This is a genomic window from Jatrophihabitans sp. GAS493 (genome assembly GCF_900230215.1).
In the GTDB taxonomy this organism is placed as follows: domain Bacteria; phylum Actinomycetota; class Actinomycetes; order Mycobacteriales; family Jatrophihabitantaceae; genus MT45.
Map to the genome: position 1 here is coordinate 1,469,219 of NZ_LT907982.1, position 16,061 is coordinate 1,485,279.

The 16,061-nt window shown below is 68.1% G+C and carries 16 protein-coding genes; 8 read left to right on the forward strand and 8 right to left on the reverse strand.

Going from position 1 to position 16,061, the window contains the following annotated elements; translation table 11 throughout:
• Nucleotide 1: 1 nt before the first annotated feature.
• The 3 genes from CPH63_RS06695 to CPH63_RS06705 form a co-directional block, all read right to left on the reverse strand.
• Nucleotides 2-1,492 (reverse strand): MFS transporter, encoded by a 1,491-nt coding sequence (locus tag CPH63_RS06695; RefSeq protein ID WP_197704602.1) that lies wholly within the window; start codon nt 1,490-1,492, stop codon nt 2-4.
• A gap of 62 nt (nt 1,493-1,554) precedes the next feature.
• The gene (locus CPH63_RS06700; RefSeq protein ID WP_096302142.1) at nt 1,555-2,472 is read right to left on the reverse strand and encodes a hypothetical protein; all 918 of its coding nucleotides are present in this window, start codon (nt 2,470-2,472) and stop codon (nt 1,555-1,557) included.
• A 27-nt stretch (nt 2,473-2,499) separates the two neighbouring features.
• The gene (locus CPH63_RS06705) at nt 2,500-2,967 is read right to left on the reverse strand and encodes a PPOX class F420-dependent oxidoreductase (RefSeq protein WP_096304989.1); all 468 of its coding nucleotides are present in this window, start codon (nt 2,965-2,967) and stop codon (nt 2,500-2,502) included.
• Nucleotides 2,968-3,044: 77 nt separating this feature from the next.
• On the opposite strand from CPH63_RS06705, the gene CPH63_RS06710 reads away from it, so the two are divergent.
• Nucleotides 3,045-3,497: a GatB/YqeY domain-containing protein gene (locus CPH63_RS06710; protein ID WP_096302143.1), complete on the forward strand. Its 453-nt coding sequence runs from the start codon at nt 3,045-3,047 to the stop codon at nt 3,495-3,497.
• Nucleotides 3,498-3,516: 19 nt separating this feature from the next.
• Here CPH63_RS06710 and CPH63_RS06715 read toward each other — a convergent pair whose 3' ends face one another.
• The 3 genes from CPH63_RS06715 to CPH63_RS06725 all read right to left on the reverse strand — a co-directional run bounded on the left by CPH63_RS06715 (nt 3,517) and on the right by CPH63_RS06725 (nt 8,358).
• Nucleotides 3,517-5,967, reverse strand: coding sequence for a transglycosylase domain-containing protein (locus CPH63_RS06715; RefSeq protein WP_172892172.1), 2,451 nt, complete (start codon nt 5,965-5,967; stop codon nt 3,517-3,519).
• A gap of 125 nt (nt 5,968-6,092) precedes the next feature.
• The gene (locus CPH63_RS06720) at nt 6,093-7,316 is read right to left on the reverse strand and encodes an ArsA-related P-loop ATPase (RefSeq protein ID WP_096302147.1); all 1,224 of its coding nucleotides are present in this window, start codon (nt 7,314-7,316) and stop codon (nt 6,093-6,095) included.
• Nucleotides 7,309-8,358 (reverse strand): ArsA-related P-loop ATPase, encoded by a 1,050-nt coding sequence (locus CPH63_RS06725; protein WP_096302148.1) that lies wholly within the window; start codon nt 8,356-8,358, stop codon nt 7,309-7,311. The genes CPH63_RS06720 and CPH63_RS06725 overlap by 8 nt, the downstream gene beginning before the upstream one ends.
• A gap of 118 nt (nt 8,359-8,476) precedes the next feature.
• Here CPH63_RS06725 and CPH63_RS06730 point away from each other — a divergent pair, with 118 nt between their 5' ends.
• Genes CPH63_RS06730 through CPH63_RS06740 form a run of 3 tightly spaced genes read left to right on the forward strand, consistent with a single transcriptional unit; the run spans nt 8,477 to nt 10,654 of the window.
• On the forward strand, nt 8,477-8,935 hold the full coding sequence (locus CPH63_RS06730) for a RidA family protein (protein WP_096302150.1): 459 nt from the start codon (nt 8,477-8,479) through the stop codon (nt 8,933-8,935).
• Nucleotides 8,932-9,792 carry an NUDIX domain-containing protein gene (locus CPH63_RS06735; RefSeq protein ID WP_096302152.1) on the forward strand — a complete coding sequence of 287 codons (861 nt, stop codon included), beginning with the start codon at nt 8,932-8,934 and terminating at the stop codon, nt 9,790-9,792. The genes CPH63_RS06730 and CPH63_RS06735 overlap by 4 nt, the downstream gene beginning before the upstream one ends.
• On the forward strand, nt 9,785-10,654 hold the full coding sequence (locus CPH63_RS06740; RefSeq protein WP_241895829.1) for an MBL fold metallo-hydrolase: 870 nt from the start codon (nt 9,785-9,787) through the stop codon (nt 10,652-10,654). The genes CPH63_RS06735 and CPH63_RS06740 overlap by 8 nt, the downstream gene beginning before the upstream one ends.
• Nucleotides 10,655-10,692: 38 nt before the next feature.
• On the opposite strand, the gene CPH63_RS06745 is transcribed toward CPH63_RS06740, so the two are convergent.
• Nucleotides 10,693-11,367, reverse strand: a complete 675-nt coding sequence (locus CPH63_RS06745; protein WP_096302154.1) for a Crp/Fnr family transcriptional regulator — start codon at nt 11,365-11,367, stop codon at nt 10,693-10,695.
• Nucleotides 11,368-12,008: 641 nt separating this feature from the next.
• Here CPH63_RS06745 and nth point away from each other — a divergent pair.
• From nth to CPH63_RS06770, 4 genes are all read left to right on the forward strand, one after another.
• Nucleotides 12,009-12,677, forward strand: coding sequence for an endonuclease III (gene nth, locus CPH63_RS06755; RefSeq protein ID WP_096302155.1), 669 nt, complete (start codon nt 12,009-12,011; stop codon nt 12,675-12,677).
• Nucleotides 12,678-12,696: 19 nt separating this feature from the next.
• Nucleotides 12,697-13,329, forward strand: a complete 633-nt coding sequence (locus CPH63_RS06760; protein WP_206745653.1) for a CoA pyrophosphatase — start codon at nt 12,697-12,699, stop codon at nt 13,327-13,329.
• Between the two features lie 70 nt (nt 13,330-13,399).
• Nucleotides 13,400-13,828, forward strand: a complete 429-nt coding sequence (locus CPH63_RS06765) for a cupredoxin domain-containing protein (RefSeq protein ID WP_157749341.1) — start codon at nt 13,400-13,402, stop codon at nt 13,826-13,828.
• Nucleotides 13,829-13,833: 5 nt separating this feature from the next.
• Nucleotides 13,834-15,015 (forward strand): MarP family serine protease, encoded by a 1,182-nt coding sequence (locus CPH63_RS06770; protein WP_096302159.1) that lies wholly within the window; start codon nt 13,834-13,836, stop codon nt 15,013-15,015.
• Between the two features lie 48 nt (nt 15,016-15,063).
• On the opposite strand, the gene CPH63_RS06775 is transcribed toward CPH63_RS06770, so the two are convergent.
• Entirely contained in the window at nt 15,064-16,038 is a 975-nt protein-coding gene (locus CPH63_RS06775; RefSeq protein WP_096302160.1) for an alpha/beta fold hydrolase, read from the reverse strand.
• Nucleotides 16,039-16,061 lie beyond the last annotated feature (23 nt).

A 16,061-nucleotide genomic window follows, 5' to 3' on the forward strand; every position in this document is an offset into this window, starting at 1 on the left:
CTCAGGCTGGTGCGGCCGCGGCGCCGGCCGCAGCGGGCGGGGTGCTGCTGCGGCTCACCGACAGCGGATTGGCTATATCTTCCAGGGATTTCCGCTCGGCATCGACGCCGAAGTACCAGGCCACGACGCCGCCCAGGATCATGATCACCCCGCCGATCACGTAACCCCAGGACAGCGGCGTCCGATCCGGATTGGGGTTGTTGGCCCCGCCGATGAGATGGCCGAAGAGGAACGGTGCCACCACTCCGCCCGCACCCTGCGACAGGGCGAAGAAGAACGAGATCGCCTGACCGCGAAGCTCCAACGGGAAGATCTCACTCACGGTCAGGTACGCCGAGGAGGCTCCGGCCGAGGCGAAGAAGAAGATGACGCACCAGAAGATCGTCTGGGTGGTGGCGTTGAGCAGCCCGGCGTGGAAGAAGTAGGCCGAAACCAGCAGCAGCAGGCCGGAGAGGGTGTAGGTGAAGCAGATCATCCGGCGCCGGCCGACCGTGTCGAAGAGGTGCCCGAGAAGCAGCGGACCGAGGAGATTGCCGAGGGCGAAGGGGAAGAAGTAGTAGCTGGTATGCGCCTTTGACACCCCATAGAAATTCTCCAGAACAAGCGCGTAGGTGAAGAAGATGGCGTTGTAGAGGAACGCCTGCGTCACCATCATGCTGAAGCCGAGGAAGGACCGGGACGGGTACTGGCCGAAGAAGATCTTTCCCATCTGGATGTACCCGACGTTCGGCACCGGGGTGACGTCGAGTGCCTTGCTGTCGGGCACCGGCTCCAGCTTCTTCCCCTCGGCCTCGACCCGCGCCTCGATGTCGTCGACGGTGCGTTCGGCCTCCTCCTCGCGCCCGTGGGTCATCAGCCAGCGCGGGCTCTCCGGAATGTGGCGCCGCAGCCCGATCACCGCCAAGCCGATGAGCGGTCCGATGAAGAATCCGAGACGCCAGCCAATATTTTCCGGCACATTGTCCGACAGCAGATAGAGGTTGGCCATGGCGCCGAGCGCAGCGCCGCCCCAGTAGGTTCCGTTGATCGCGATGTCGACCCGGCCCCGGTAGTGCGACGGGATGAGCTCGTCGATGGCCGAGTTGATGGCGGTGTATTCGCCACCGATGCCGAGGCCGGCGACGAAGCGGAAGAGGAGCAATGACCATAGATCCCAGCTGAATCCGGCCAGGCCGCTGGCGATGAGGTAGACCCCGAGGGTGATGATGAACAGCCGTCGACGACCCAGGCGGTCGGTGATGCGCCCGAAGACGAGGGCTCCGATCACCTCACCGGCAAGGTAGACGGAGCCGACGGCCCCGACCTGCCCGTTGCTCAGACCGAGGGAATCCTGGTAGCCGGCCTGCGACACGATCTGGATCTCCAGGCCGTCGAGAATCCAGGCGACGCCCAGGCCGACGATCACCAGCCAGTGGAACCGGCTCCAGGGCAGACGATCGAGTCGAGCCGGCACGAGGCTGCGGTGCGATTGAGACAACGTCTGGTTTGCCACGCCGGTACTCTTCCCGTCCCGGATGGGCTCTAAACACAACCGGCGAAATTCAGCTAACCCGCCTAGTTTTCTTCACCTTCGACGAGTTCCTCTCGAGCCTGCACCGCCTTCTCGAGCGCGCGCTTCGCCTGCCGGGTGGCGAGCTCGTGACGCTGCAGCTGAGTCTGACGCCGACGGGCCTCTCGTTCGGCCGATCGCTGCCCGTCGAGTGCCTCCTCCAGCTCGTTACGCAGGCGCTCCACCTCGGCCGCCGCAGTCTCCTCGGCCGTCTGGGCCTCGGCGAAGGCGCCCCGGGCCGCGGCGAGATCCTCACTCACCGCCTCGGCGTGGGTCATCGCCTCGTTGAGGTTGCTTTCGGCCCGTTCCAGCGCCGCCGCGTTGCGTCGGACCGCGGGATCCGTAGCGGGTTCTGCGGCGATTCCGGCGGACGCCACCAATCGCAGTTTCGGGCGGGCGGATCCAGTGGCGCCGGCGATCAGCTCGGCCTCCTCTTCGCCGAAACCGCTGCGCCGCAGCGGGCCGGTCAGCCGCCCGGCCAGCAGTTGCTGGGCCGCCTGCTCGTCGGCCAACGCCGCGTGCAGGGTCGCCTCCAGCCCCCGTCGGTTCTCCTCGCTGAGGCTCTTCTGCACGGCCGTCGCGATCACTTTGGCCTGCCCGACAAGGGCATTCACCAGCTGTCGCTGCCTGGCGGTGAGGTCGCGCAGCTGATCCATGCTCAGCTGCCTGGTCGCCTCCCGCATGGCGGCGCCGATGTCGATCAGCGGCGCCAGCTCGTCGGCGTGTTGACGGGCCAGTTGGTTGGCCAGCCAGCCGACCATGTTCGGTTTGCCGAGGGCCCGGATCGCAACGGCGAGCTCGGCGTTGCCGGCCGACTTCGCCAGCTTCTCCCGGTCATTGCGGGCGGCGATGAACTCCTCCGGCAGCAGGGCGTAGAGGTCGTCGGCAATCTCGTCGAGTTCCCCGGATGCATCATCGGCCACGGTGGCGCTCCGCCTCTAGCTGACTGATCAGTCGTCGTCGGTTGGCGGGGGAAAGCCGCCGGTGGCGATCGGGCCCCAACGTGACGGGGTGATCCGGATGAGCGACTTGTTCTGACGCACCATCGCCTCGCGGTACTCGTCCCAGTCCGAATGTTCGCCGGCGATCACCCGAAAGTATTCGACGAGTGGCTCCACCGCCTCCGGAACATCGAGCACCTCGGCCGCCCCGTCAACCTGCACCCACGGGCCGTTGAAGTCGTCGGAGAGCACCAGGATCGAGGCCCGCCCGCGGTGCCGGGCGTTGGACGTCTTGGCTCGCTGCGGGTAGGTGGCGACGACGATCCGCCCTTGCCCGTCCACACCGCAGGTGACCGGCGAGGTCTGCGGGGAGCCGTCGCCCCGCTCGGTGATGAGGATGCCTCGGTGGCGAGGACGCAGGAACTCCAGCAGCCCGTCGAGGTCAACCTTGGTGTTCGTCGCTATCTGTGGGGCCATGGTTTCCACCCTAGCGATCGTCGAGTTGACGTGCGTCATCGTGAGTATTGGCTGGCCGTGGTCACTAACCTAGAGACATGTCTGACTTGAAGGCTCGTCTACGCGCCGACCTGACCACCTCCATGAAGGCCCGTGACGAACTCGCCACCGCCACCATCCGGATGACACTGACCGCCATCGCCACCGAGGAGGTCTCCGGTAAGGCGGCCCGCGAACTGGGTGACGACGAGGTGCTGCGGGTCATCACCAAGGAGGCGAAGAAGCGGCGCGAAGCGGCCGAGGCCTTCGCCGCGGCCGGGCGCACCGAGCAGGCCACGCGGGAGACCGCCGAGGGCGACTTTCTGGAGACCTACCTGCCCAAGCAATTGGGTGACGACGAGCTGGTCGCCATCGTGACGGCCGCGGTCGCGGAGTCGGGTGCGACCGAGGCCCGTCAGATGGGCCTGGTGATGAAGCTCGTATCGCCCCGGGTAGACGGCCGGGCCGATGGCAAGCGGGTCAGCGACGAGGTCCGCCGCCAGCTCTCCTGAGCTCCGCGATGCGCGAGCGTCAGTGAGCCGGAGCGCCCGGGGCGTGGCCCGGCTTCGGCGTCGGGTTGGGCTTGGGAGTAGGCGCGCCCGGCTTCGGCGTCGCGGCACCGGGCTTGGGGGTGGCCGCGCCCGGCTTAGGCGTCGCGGCCGGCTGCGGCCTCGGCGTCGGAACGTAGGCCCGGACGCCGCTGCTCAGGCACACCGAGACCGTTGCGCCGGCCGGTGCGATGCCGGACGGCGACTGGTAGCCGACGTCGCCGGGGCCGGCGTTGGAGGCGCAGGTGAGGCCGGTGTACGGGCTGCCGTCGGCCTCGGTATAGCCGGCGCTGTACTCCTTCAGCTTGAAGCCCGCCGCGGCCAGCTTGGCCGTCGCCACGGCCTGACTCTCGCCCACCACGTTCGGCACCGAGACTCCGTTGGCCATCACCTGCGGCGACTGCCAGTCCCAGGTCGACTGCTTCAGCGTCGAGCCGAGTGCCTTCATCCAGAGCGTGGCCGCCGTCGTACCGGTGGCCTGCCCGTTGGCTGCGCCCGGCACGTCGAGCACCGGATTGCTCGGCGCGTTCGGGTCGAAGATCGCCATCGAGGCGGCCAGGTTCGGCGTGGTGCCGACGTACCAGACGGCCGAGTTCTGCTTGGAGTTCTTGCCATCGGCGGCCTGCGTTCCGGTCTTGCCGGCCACCGTCGAGCCGCCGTCGTTGTAGTAGTCGTGGAAGGCGGGTGCCGCCGTGCCGACTCCCACGGACTCGGCGTTCATGATCTGCACCATCTCGCGGGCGACCTGCGGATCGATGACCTGGGCGCAGGCGGCGCGCTTCACCGGTAGTGAGTTGCCGTCGGCGTTGGTGACCGAGAGAACCGGCGCGGGCGGGCAGTAGGTGCCGTCATTGGCCGACGCCGCGTACGCGCTGGCCAGTTCCAGCGGACTGGTGGCCGGGGAGCCGATCGTGAAGGAGTACTGCTGCGTCGCGATGTACTTCTCGGCCACGGTCTGGGACTTCGGGTTGTTCGGGTCGGTGAGGTCGTTGAGTGACGTCAGGCCCATCTGGACGGCGGTCTGTACCACGGGGGTCAGATCGCACTGGTAGAAGAACTTGTCTTCCATGCCGACGAAGTAGGTGTTCGACGAGCGGGCGAAGGCGTCCTTCATCGTCGTCGTGGTCGGGATCGACGTGGAGTCGTTGGAGATGGCCTTGTCGCCGCCGCAGGAGGTGGGCTTGTACGGGCTGGGGGCGCTCAGGATGAAACTCGGCGAGACGCCGGCCTTCAGTGCGGCCAGCGCGGTGAAGTACTTGTAGGTGGAGGCGCCGGCGGCGCTGGCGTCGGTGAAGAGCAGGTTCTCCGACTGGTTGGGGGCCACCCCGTACTGCTTGTTGGTCGCCATCGCCAGCACGTTGCCGGTCTTCGGATCAACCACCGGCAGGATCGCGGTGGATCGGGCCTTGGTCGACATCGCCTTCGACAGTGACGTCTGCACGGTGGTCTGCAGTTTCGCGTCCATTGTCGTGATGATCTTCAGACCCGACGTGTAGAGGGTGTGGTCGGTGACGGTCTTGTTGGCCTTCAGCCAGTTCGTGACGTAGGCGCAGAAGAAGCCGGCGTTGGCGACGACCGCGCTTGTGCAGTCCGAGCGCACCACGGGCGGCGAGGAGTTGGTGAGGGTGAGCGGCTGGGCCTTGTACTTGTCGGCCTCGGCCTGGCTCAGTTTTCCGACCTCGACCAGGTTCTGGATCACGACGTTTCGTCGCTGCTTGGAGGCGACCGGGTGCAGGTACGGGTCGTAGTCGCTGGGCGCCTGCAGTGCGCCTACCAGCACGGCCGACTCGGGGAGGGTCAATTTGCTGACGTCCTTGCCGAAGAAGTTCTGCGCGGCCGACTCGATGCCGTAGGAGTTCTCCCCGAAGAAGGCGATGTTCAGATAGTTGTCTAGGATCGTGTCCTTCGACTCGTGCTTCACGTTCTCCAGGTAGAGGGCACAGTTCGCATCCTCGATCTTGCGATCGATGTTCTGGCTGATCGCCGCGGCCTGCAGCTTCGCGGCGGCCTCTTTCTCGGCCTCCGTCGAACTGGGAGTGGTGACCGCCTGGTAGTACCGCACCTGCTTGACGTACTGCATGGTCAGCGTGGAGCCACCCTGAGTGTCGCCGCTGCCGGTGCTGAAGGCGGAGCGCAGCAGCCCACGCATGTCGACCCCGGTGTGGCTGTAGAAGCGCCGGTCCTCGGTGGCCACCAGGGCCTGCACAAGGTAGTTCGGGACCTGGGAGAGCGGCACCGGCTGGCGGTCCTGGGTGAAGAGCGTGGCGATCACGGTCTTGCCGTCGTTGGCGTACAGCGTCGTCTTCTGCGGCGGAGCCGTCTCCTGCAGGTCGCAGCTGGTGGTCAGGAACTTGTCGGTCTGCGTCTTGGCGGCCAGTCCGATGCCGCCGACGACGGGGAGAATTGATCCCGCGACGAGGACTCCGGCGACCACGACGAGTCCTACGAGTTTGAAAATGGCTTTGTTTCGGTCGCGCGTTGAGTCAGCTGGCACGGCTTTGAGGGTACGGCAGGAACCTTAAGGGAAGCTGATTGCGGCATTTGTCGGAATCGTTGACGCTAGCTGTCATCGCCGGTGAGCAGGGCCCCGATCTCGCGTAGCCCGTCCAGGTCGTGGACGTCGCTGGGCAGCGCCCGGACACTCACCCGGGGCACCTCGGGGTGGGCCGAGGCGAAGCGTTTGATCATCCGCTGATCGTGTTCGGCCGAGAGCGCGACCTCCACCTGGACCCGCAGCGCCGCCTCGGCCAGCTGCAGGTCGGCGGCCTTCACCCGGCGCTCTGGTCGCTCGCCGGCCAGCGTCTTGCCGGCGGCTGGGCGATGCCCCGACCCGCGGGAGGTCGTGCCGCTGCCGGCGATCAGCTCCTCGGCCCCGGCCTCGGCTCGGCTGGAGGAGAGGCCGTCGACGGCGAAGTGCACCCGATTGACGACCAGCCCGGCCAGCGGCATCTGATCGGCGCTGAGCCGCTCGACGAAGTAGGAGGCCTCGCGGAGGGCATCGGGTTCCGGGGCGGCGACGACGACGAAGAGCGTCCCGGGGGCCTTCAAGAGCTGGTACGTGTGGTCGGCCCGCTCCCGGAAGCCCCCGAACATCGCCTCCAGCGAGGAGACGAAGGAGGCGACGTCGGTGAGCAGCGCGCTGCCGAGAATCTTCGACAGGATCCGGGTCACCACGCTGAAGGACGCTGTGACGACCTTCAGGTAAGCCTTCCCGCCGACCCGGGCCGGAGCGGTGAGCAACTTGATCAGCCGGCCATCCAGGAAACGCCCGAGCCGCTGCGGCGCGTCGAGGAAGTCCAGCGCGGAGCGCGACGGCGGCGTGTCCACCACGATCAGGTCCCAGGTATCGACCCCGTCGGTGCTCTGGGCCTCGCGAAGCTGTCCGAGCTTCTCCATCGCCATGTACTCCTGGGTTCCGGCGAAGGAGCTGGAGAGCGCCTGGTAGAAGGGATTCTCGAAGATGGCCTGGGCCCGGTCCGGCGTCGAGTGGGCGGTCACCACGTCGTCGAAGGTCCGCTTCATGTCGAGCATCATGGCGTGCAGGTTGCCGTCGGTGCCCGGCACCTCCCGGGGGGTGTTGTCGAGCTCGGTGAGCCCCATCGACTGGGCGAGCCGGCGCGCCGGGTCGATGGTGAGGACAACCGTGCGGCGGCCGGCCTCAGCTGCCTTCATCGCCAGCGCCGCCGCGGTGGTGGTCTTCCCGACGCCGCCGCTGCCGCAGGTCACGATGATCCGGGTGGCCGGATCCTTGATGAGGCTGCCGAGATCGAGCGTGTCACTCATTGGGGCCGCCGGACGGGGCGGTGAGGAAGTACTCGGAGAGTTCGTGCAGCTCGCCGACCGTCACCGGTGGGGCGAGCTCCGGCAGCACGATGCGCGGGGCCCCGATCGAGGAGAGTGCCTCGGTGTTGGCCAGCTGTGAGCCCTGGTGGCGGGCGTACTCGGCGAGCTGCTGCGCGAGCGCCCCGGCCAGCGCCGGGTCGATGTTGCTTCCCTTCAGACCGCGAGCCAGGGAGGCGGCGTCGACACTGCCGTCGGCTCCCACCTGGCCGGCTTCGACCAGCTGCGGCCGCGCGCGGTTCACGATCACACTGCCGAGCTGATACCCCGCCCCGGTGAGATCCGCAGCCGCCTCGACCGTCTCCTGCACCGGCATCTCCTCCAGCAGGGTGACCAGGTGCACCGACGTCCGAACGCTATGCAGCAGGTCCATGACGCCCTTGCTCTGCCGGTTGATCGGGCCGACCTTGGCCAGGTTGGCCACCTCGGTGGTCGCCTCCAGGAAGGGCCGGATCCGGCCGGTCGGGGGTGCGTCGAGTACCACCGCGTCATAGACGGGACGGCCGTTGCCGTCACTGCGCACCGCCGCCTCCTTCACCTTTCCGGTGAGCAGGACGTCACGGACGCCCGGCGCCAAGGTGGTGACGAAGTCGATGAGACCCATCTTGCGCAGCACCCGGGCCGACCGACGCAGGTTGTAGAACATGTCCAGGTAGTCGATGAAGGCCTCCTCCGGGTCGATCGCCAGCCCGACCACCGTCCCACCCCCGGCCACCGTCGCCAGCTGATGCTCGGCGTAGGGGAGGGCCGGCACGTCGAAGAGCTGGGCGAAGGCCTGCCGCCCCTCGACCTCGATGAGCAGCACCCGGCGCTTACCGCGGGCCAGGGCCATGGCCAGCGCCGCGGCGACGGTCGTCTTCCCGGTGCCACCCTTGCCGGTGACGATGTGCAGCCGGGCCGCGCTGGAGATGCCAGGCGCCAGCGAACGAGGTGCGGTTGCGGCGTCAACGGATGCCGCGGGTGCTGATGCTGCGCCTCGGGCCATACATTCACCCTAGTCACCGTCGCGGATCCGAATGATTCACGGGCTTTACAGCTGGCCTTGCCGCCGCGTTTACGACTGCCTATACAGCTGGCTTTACATCTGGGGCAAGAATAGGGGCATGACCTCCCCCCTCGCTCGACTCGCAGAACTCGGCGTGCGCCTCCCCGCGGTCGCCGCACCCGTCGCCGCGTACGTTCCCGCCGTCCGCAGCGGATCGCTGGTCTACACCTCCGGTCAGCTCCCGTTCGTCGACGGTGCCCTGCCGGCGACCGGCAAGGTCGGCGCGGAGGTGGATGCGACGGCGGCCGCGGGTCACGCCGAACTCTGCGCGCTGAACGCACTGGCCGCGATCGATGCGCTGGTCGGGCTGGATTCGGTCGTGCGGGTGGTGAAGGTTGTGGGCTTCGTCGCCAGCGACCCCTCCTTCACCGGGCAACCCGGGGTGATCAACGGGGCCAGCAATCTTCTCGGCCGGGTCTTCGGCGATGCCGGAGCGCACGCCCGGTCGGCCGTCGGAGTCGCCGTTCTTCCGCTGGATGCCCCGGTCGAGGTCGAGCTCATCGTGGAGGTCTCATGACCGAGTTCGACGCCGTCGACGGCGCCGACCCGGCGGCCACCGTGAACGGCAGTGCCCCAGCGGTCGCAGTCAATGGCGCTGACCCGGTGGCCGCCGATGTGCCGATCCGCGATGCCGCCACGGTGGTACTGCTGCGCGACAGCGCGCATGGCGTGCAGACGTGGCTGCTCACCCGGGTCGCCCAGATGGCCTTCGCCCCGCAGATGACCGTCTTCCCCGGAGGCCGGGTCGATCCGACTGACTCGTCGATCGCCCTCGTCGCCACCGAGGTGGCCGCCCGCTTCCGCTGCTCGGAGCTGGAGGCAAGAAGCCTGGTCGGGGCGGCGGCCCGGGAGACGTTCGAGGAGGCCGGAGTGCTGCTCACCTCGCCGCCCCTGCACCTGGGGGCCGACCGCTCGGAGGACGTCGAGGCCGGGCGGATCAGTTTCGGCGACCTGCTCCGTGAGCACTTCGTGGCGGTTGATGAGTCGCTGCTGCGCCCCTGGGCCCGCTGGGTCACGCCGGCCGGGGAGACCCGTCGCTACGACACCCGCTTCTTCGTCGCGGCGATGCCGATCGGCGCCCACGCGGAGGACCTGACGACGGAGTCCTCGACGGCCAGCTGGGTCACCGCGCGCGATGCGATCGCCCAGTTCGAGTCCGGCGAACGGTTGATACTGCCTCCGACGCTGGCGACGCTGCACTCGATCGCCGCCCACGACACGGTCGAGCAGGTGTTGGATGCCGCCGCCGGCCGGGATCTCTCCCCGGTGCGCCCGGCGGTCACCGTGGACTCCGACGGCATGCGGGTGACCTTGGATGACGGAACGGTGTATCAGGTTCAGGCACCGCCCGCAGCCCCGCCGGCCAGTGTCTGAGGGCGGCGCAGCGGGCGCTGCGACGGACGGGTCGGACCAGTTTGCCTACGAGACACCGCGTCAGGTAACCGATTTAGCCAGTGTGGTGCTGGCCCGCAACCCGCACCCGATGACGCTGGAGGGGACCAACACCTGGATCCTGCGGGCGCCCGGAGAATCGAGCGCGATCGTCGTCGACCCAGGGCCGGAAGAGGAGCAGCACCTGGCCGCGGTACAGGCCGCCGCCGGACGGGTAGCGGTGATCCTGTTGACCCATGGGCATATCGACCACAGTGCGGGGGCCAGACGCCTGCACGAGATGACCGGCGCCGCGGTTCGCTGCCTGGATCCGGCCTTCCGCTTCGGCGGCAGCGGCCTGCAGGAGGGCGACGTGGTCGCCGCGGCCGGCATCGAGGTGCGGGTCTGGGGCACCCCGGGGCATACCTCGGACTCACTGTCGTTCCTGCTCGAACCGGGGAGCCCGGCGGCCCGGGATACGCCCTCGGCGGCGGCCGCCGTGCTCACCGGTGACACCATTCTCGGGCGCGGAACCACGGTCGTCGCCTACCCCGACGGCGATCTGGGGCAGTACCTGACTTCGCTGCGACGCCTGGAGCAACTCGGCCCGGCGACGGTGCTACCCGGGCACGGGCCGGAGCTGGCGGAGGCGGGGGTAGTTGCCGGCATGTATCTGGCCCATCGACAGGCGAGATTGGGTCAGGTCGATGCCGCGTTGAGCGAGCTCACGGCGGTCGCCGGATCGCCGGTTACGGCACGCCAGATAGTCGAACGGGTCTACCGCGATGTCGACCAGGCGCTCTGGCCGGCCGCGGAACTATCGGTTGAGGCGCAGCTGCACTACCTGCGGGCCGGTCGAGACTAGAGACGTTAGCGACCGGTTAGCGGGCCGTTAGCGGGCCGTTAGCGGGCGCGGCGGGCCAATCGCTCGCGGTCGAGGATGACGACGCTCTTACCCTCCAGGCGCAGCCAACCGCGCTGGGCGAAGTCGGCCAGCGCCTTGTTGACGGTCTCTCGGGAGGCGCCGACGAGTTGCGCCAGCTCCTCCTGAGTGAGGTCATGCGTCACCCGAAGCTGGCCGCCGTCAACCGAGCCGAACTGCTGGGCCAGTTGCAGCAACTGCTTGGCGACCCGCCCCGGCACGTCGACGAAGATCAGGTCGGCCAGCATGGTGTTGGTGCGGCGCAGCCGACGAGCCACTACGCGCAGCAGCTGCAGCGCGATCTCGGGACGGTCGTTGACCCACTTCTGCAGCGCGGACTTCGGGAGGCGGGCCAGCCGGGCGTCGGTGACGACCACGGCCGTCGCGGTGCGCGGGCCGGGATCGAAGATGGAGAGCTCGCCGAACTCGTCAGCCGGGCCCATGATGGCGACCAGGTTCTCGCGCCCGTCGGTCGAGCGGCGTCCGAGCTTTACCTTGCCGGCGAGGACGATGTAGAGGCTGTCGCCCGGCTCGCCTTCGTGGAAGAGGGTAGTGCCGCGCGCCGCGTCGAAGATCTCGAACTGGCTTCCGAGCGCCTCGGCGTCGTCATCATCAACGCCTTGGAACAGGCCCGCTCTGCGCAGAATGTCGTCCACTTTTTGCTCCCCTTAACTCGCAGTAGTCATGCGAGCGCCATCACAGTTTAGATAATCGTACGGGTACTGTGCGCATAATGTCGCGCAGAGCGCCGCGGTCACTCACACTTCAGGGCCTGTCGACCCTGGGCTGCGAGGCCCCGGTGCATTGGCCGGTGCGTTGGCTGGAGACGGACGTCTGCGGCCTGTGCGTGGGCGCCGCAAGCGTAGTCGATTCCGGAATCGGCGTAGCGCCGAATCGGTTCCTTCGCGAACGAGTGTGTTCAGTTCCTCAGGGTTGGCGTCGTCGAGGAAGCGGGCAATGTCGTTCTCCGTGGTGACAGTGCGTAACGGCTCCTCGACTTTCTGCATGAACAGAATGAAGCCGAGCAGCGCGATCGGAAACAGCACAACGAGGAATCCAGCCATCACCACCACCCTAGTCGCGCCCTACAGCCTCCGGTCGAAGGACTCTCCGCTGCGCGCTCACAGTGTTGAGGTCACTACGTTGTCGGCACGCCTGCGTAGGGTTACTTCTCGTGCCGGCTGACGCGACTCCACCCCGTTCCAACGCAGTGCCTAAATCAAGCACAGTGCCTAAATCAATCGCAGTGCCCAACTCTGTCGAGACGCCGCTGGCCCTGACCCGCCGGGCTCGCCGGATGGACCGCGAGTTGGCGCAGCTCTATCCGGACGCCCACTGCGAGCTGGACTTCATCAACGCCCTCGAGCTCTCCGTCGCCACCATTCTCTCCGCCCAGTGCACCGACAAGCGCGTCAACCTGGTGACGCCGGCCCTCTTCAACCGCTATCGCAGCGCGGCCGACTACGCCGGCGCCGAGCGCGGCGAACTGGAGGAGATGATTCGTTCCACCGGTTTCTACCGGAACAAGGCGAATTCGATAATCCGGCTCGGGCAGGAGTTGGTGGAGCGTTTCGACGGGGAGGTGCCGAACCGGCTCAAGGATCTGGTGACGCTGCCCGGATTCGGACGTAAGACGGCGAACGTCGTGCTCGGAAATGCCTTCGACGTCCCGGGGCTGACCATCGACACCCACTTCGGTCGGCTGGCCCGCCGCTGGGCCTGGACCAGCAACTCCGACCCGGTGAAGGTCGAATCCGACGTCGCGGCCCTCATCCCCCGTAAGGACTGGACGCTGCTCTCGCACCGGGTGATCTGGCATGGCCGGCGGGTCTGCCACTCCCGTCGTCCGGCCTGCGGGGCCTGCGCGCTGGCCAAGCTCTGCCCCTCCTTCGGCGAGGGGCCGACCGATCCGCAGGTCGCGGCGAAGTTGCTGCGCACCGGAAGCCAGCTCGCGGATGCGGTCTGATGCCGACCCCCGAATGCCGATGACCGAGGCTCCGCCCGAGTGGCTTCAGCCGCTGGCCAGCGCCGCGTCGACGGTCCGCGCCGACGAGATCACCCGTTTCTCGGTGGTCCCGGATGGTGTCACCGCTCGCCGATCGGCGGTGTTGATCGCGGTGAGCCAGACCGTGGCCGGCCCGTCGGTGCTGCTGCTCGAGCGGGCCGCGCGGATGCGTAATCACGCCGGTCAGGTTGCCTTCCCGGGTGGGGCGCTGGACGAGACCGACCCCGATCTCACCTACACCGCACTGCGGGAGGCCAACGAAGAGGTCGGCCTGCGTCCGGAGTCGGTCGACGTGGTGGCGGTGCTGCCGGACCTCTTCCTGCCGCCGTCACGCTTCCTGGTCACCCCGGTGATCGCCTGGTGGCGCGGCCTGCACGAGGTCGGTGTGGTGGACGCCAACGAGGTGGCCCGGGTGGCCAACGTGCCCATCGCCGAACTCGCCGATCCGGCCAATCGCTTCCGGGTCAGCCACCCGTCCGGATTCCGCGGCCCGGGGTTCGCGGTCAGCGACCTCTTCGTCTGGGGCTTCACCGCCGGCCTCCTGGACGCCCTGCTGCGGCTGGGTGGCTGGGCGCAACCCTGGGACGAGACGGTCGAGCGTCCCATTCCGTGACGCACCGCGGGGTGAGTAGCCGCTTAGAGTCGCCAGGCGTACTTGGGCATCAATCTGTAGCGTCATGCCCATGATGCGGCGAGTACACCCCTGCTCGCGTGCAGTCGGCCCACTGCTGGTGCTCGCTCTCGGCGCGACGCTGACCGGATGCCAGAGCGTCCCCCCGGTGAATCGGGGTGGACACTCCGGCGCCACCACGGCCACCGTCGTCAACGGCGTGCAGAGCGTCACGATCACCACCGACGACCATTACCGCTTCGATCCGTCGACGATCACCGTGCACCCCGGCAAGGTGAAAATCACCCTCGTCAACAACGGGCACGGGGCGCCGCACGATCTGCAGGTCGTCGGTCTCCCCGGCGACTACGTGCCGCTCACGCAGGGCTCGTCGACTTCTGTCGCCACCTTCGACACCCCGGCTCCCGGCAAGTACACGTTCATCTGCACGATTCACGTCAAGCAGGGTCAGACTGGGGTCCTGATCGTGCTGCCGAGCTAGCGCCCATGAATCTGGTCGACTTCCTCATCGTCGCGACAGCCTTCGCCTTCGCCCTCGGTGGATTCCGCAACGGTGCGGTGGTGGGTATCTGCTCGCTCGCCGGTTTCGTGCTCGGCATCGCCCTCGGCGCTCGAATCGCCGAGCCGGTCACCTCCCGATTCGTCAGCGGATCGGCTCAGGTCCCGGTCGCGATCGTCATCGTGGTCCTCACTGCGCTGCTCATCCAGGGTGGCGTGGTCTACCTGGGGCGGCTGCTGCGTCAGCGGATCACCTGGAGCTACGTACAGCGCGCCGACGCGGTGGTCGGAGCGGTCTTCGGCGTCGTCTCGGTGCTGGTGGCGTCCTGGATCATCGCCGTCCCGCTCGCCTCGGCGCCCTACCCCTCGATCGTCGCGGCCGTCCGGAATTCCGTCATCGTCCGCGACGTCGACGGAGTAATGCCCGACGGGGCGCGCAACATCTACTCCTCGCTGCGCACCTACCTCGATCGCAGTGGCTTCCCGCCGGTCTTCGGCGACCTGCAGGCCACCCAGATCGTAGACGTCCCGGCTCCGGATCCGTCGCTGGTGACCTCGGCCGCGGTGGTGCAGGCCCGCGCATCCGTGGTGAAGATCTACGGCATCGCCCGCTCGTGCGACCGGCAGATCGAAGGCAGCGGATTCGTCTACGCCCCGAACCGCATTCTGACCAACGCGCACGTCGTGGCCGGCACCTCGGAGGTGACGGTGCAGACCGCCTCCGGGTCGACCAGCGCGCGCGTCGTCGTCTACGACCCCGAACGGGATCTGGCGGTGCTGGCCGTCTCCGGCGTGAAGGCGCCGGCCCTGGAGTTCGCGGCGGATGAGGCGAAGACCGACGCCAACGCGATCGTGCTGGGTTACCCGGAGGACGGCCCGTTCGACGTGCGGTCGGCCCGGGTCCGCGAGCGGGAGAACCTGGTCGGGCGTGACATCTACGGGGCCGGCCGGGTGACCCGTGAGATCTACTCGATCCGCGCCCTGGTCCGCAGCGGAAACTCCGGTGGCCCCCTCATCTCGACCGACGGCAAGGTTCTCGGGGTGGTCTTCGCGACCGCGCTCGACTCGACTGACACCGGCTTCGCGCTCACTGACGCCGAGGCCGCGCCGGACTACAACGCGGGCAAGACCGCGACCCAGCCGGTCAGCACCGGAAGCTGTACCAGCTGACGAACCGGCCGGCTGACCGTGACCAGAGCCCTACCACGACCCAGCAGGTCAACCGAGTTTGGCCCAGCGGATCAGCTCGCCGCTGACCAGTTCCGGCGCCTCGTTCTGCGGGTAGTGCCCGACCCCGTCCAGCAGCCGCCACTCGTAGGCGCCGCTGACATAGCGTCCGGAGCCCTGGGCGGTCGAGGTGAGTACGCAGCCGTCGAAGTCACCGTGCAGGTGCAGCACCGGAGCGCTGATCGACTGCCGCAGCGACTGGGCGTAGCGGCGTCCGTCCCCGCGTGGGATGGAGCGGACCAGCCAACGGAACAACTCCAGCGAGCAGTGCGCCACCGGTGGGATCCGCATCGCCTCGGCATAGCGCTCGACGTCGGCCTCATACTCCGGCGTGCCCCGCCACCGTGGGCCCGTCCAGGTCTGAAAGAGGCTGCGCACGTAGTCGGAGTTGCGGGTTAGCGACGACTCGGGACGGCGCGGGACCTGAAAGTGGCGAAGTGCGTAGGCCGACGCGTTCTGCTGCCGGCGGCCGCGATCGGGCTTCGGAGCGACGCTCGACTCGTTGTCGGCGCGCCCGATCCGGGGGCGGATGGCCTCACGCAGGCGAAGGGGGTGGGCCGCCCCCAGGACCGCGATTCGGCGCACCACCTGCGGGTGCGTCGCGGCGATGGTCCAGGCAAGCAGCCCGCCGACGTCGCTGCCAACAATCACCGCGTCCTGCTCGCCGAGCGAGGTGACCAGCGCGGCGATGTCGGCCGCCAGAGTCGGCACGTCATACCCGCGGGGCGGTTTGTCGCTGGAGCCGTAGCCGCGCAGGTCGACCGCGACCGCCCGGAAGCCGGCGTCGGCCAGATCGATCATCTGCTGACGCCAGGTCCACCAGAACTGCGGAAAACCGTGCAGCATCAGCACCATCGGCCCGGCGCCCAGTTCGGCGACATGCAGTGCGATTCCATTGGCTCGTACCTTGCGGTGCGTCCATGGACCCTCGATGAGGACTATCGAGTCGTCTGGTGCTGAGGCCACGTTGATCTGTGTCTTCTGCGTTC

Excerpts from the sequence above, each read along its gene's own strand:
- nth (WP_096302155.1), top strand. The coding sequence starts at position 12,009 with ATGGACCGCGAGTTGGCGCAGCTCTATCCGGACGCCCACTGCGAGCTG.
- CPH63_RS06705 (WP_096304989.1), bottom strand. The coding sequence starts at position 2,967 with ATGGCCCCACAGATAGCGACGAACACCAAGGTTGACCTCGACGGGCTG.
- CPH63_RS06725 (WP_096302148.1), bottom strand. The coding sequence starts at position 8,358 with ATGGCCCGAGGCGCAGCATCAGCACCCGCGGCATCCGTTGACGCCGCA.
- CPH63_RS06720 (WP_096302147.1), bottom strand. The coding sequence starts at position 7,316 with ATGAGTGACACGCTCGATCTCGGCAGCCTCATCAAGGATCCGGCCACC.
- CPH63_RS06735 (WP_096302152.1), top strand. The coding sequence starts at position 8,932 with ATGACCGAGTTCGACGCCGTCGACGGCGCCGACCCGGCGGCCACCGTG.
- CPH63_RS06770 (WP_096302159.1), top strand. The coding sequence starts at position 13,834 with ATGAATCTGGTCGACTTCCTCATCGTCGCGACAGCCTTCGCCTTCGCC.
- CPH63_RS06760 (WP_206745653.1), top strand. The coding sequence starts at position 12,697 with ATGACCGAGGCTCCGCCCGAGTGGCTTCAGCCGCTGGCCAGCGCCGCG.
- CPH63_RS06710 (WP_096302143.1), top strand. The coding sequence starts at position 3,045 with ATGTCTGACTTGAAGGCTCGTCTACGCGCCGACCTGACCACCTCCATG.
- CPH63_RS06765 (WP_157749341.1), top strand. The coding sequence starts at position 13,400 with ATGATGCGGCGAGTACACCCCTGCTCGCGTGCAGTCGGCCCACTGCTG.
- CPH63_RS06730 (WP_096302150.1), top strand. The coding sequence starts at position 8,477 with ATGACCTCCCCCCTCGCTCGACTCGCAGAACTCGGCGTGCGCCTCCCC.